Origin of the sequence: Pseudoalteromonas sp. S3178 (assembly GCF_005886985.1) — a bacterium.
GTDB classification, from domain to species: Bacteria; Pseudomonadota; Gammaproteobacteria; order Enterobacterales; family Alteromonadaceae; genus Pseudoalteromonas; species Pseudoalteromonas carrageenovora.
This window is the reverse complement of record NZ_PNCW01000216.1, coordinates 1-379: the sequence shown is the minus strand read 5'-3', so window position 1 is coordinate 379 and position 379 is coordinate 1. Positions and strand designations below refer to the sequence as shown.

Sequence of the window (379 nt, the reverse complement as noted above, 5' to 3'; positions counted from 1 at the left end):
TAAACTCATGCTCAGGCGCGATACCGTGCAACTTTTTGCGGATTTTCTTAATATGGCTGTCAATAGTACGGTCGCTGACAATGCGATCATCATCATAAATATGATCCATCAACTTATCACGGCTGTATATCCGCCCTGGATGGGCTTGTATTGACTTTAAAAGTAAAAATTCAACATGAGTGAGGCTTACGCTGTTGGTCAAAAACGACACGAAGAGCGTATCTTCATTTAGCGTAAGCTTATCTTCTATATCATGCTTTTGACCATTACCGTTCAGTGTCACTCGGCGCAGCACCGCTTTAACACGAGCAACCACTTCTCTGGGGCTATACGGTTTGCACACATAATCATCTGCGCCAATCTCTAGGCCAAGTAGCCG

Annotated in this window: 1 protein-coding gene; it reads right to left on the bottom strand. The window is 44.3% G+C overall.

All coding sequences use genetic code 11. The features are described 5' to 3' along the window. Positions 1-379: winged helix-turn-helix domain-containing protein (locus CWC11_RS20690; RefSeq protein WP_171038478.1), on the bottom strand; the 379-nt coding region annotated here is incomplete at both ends.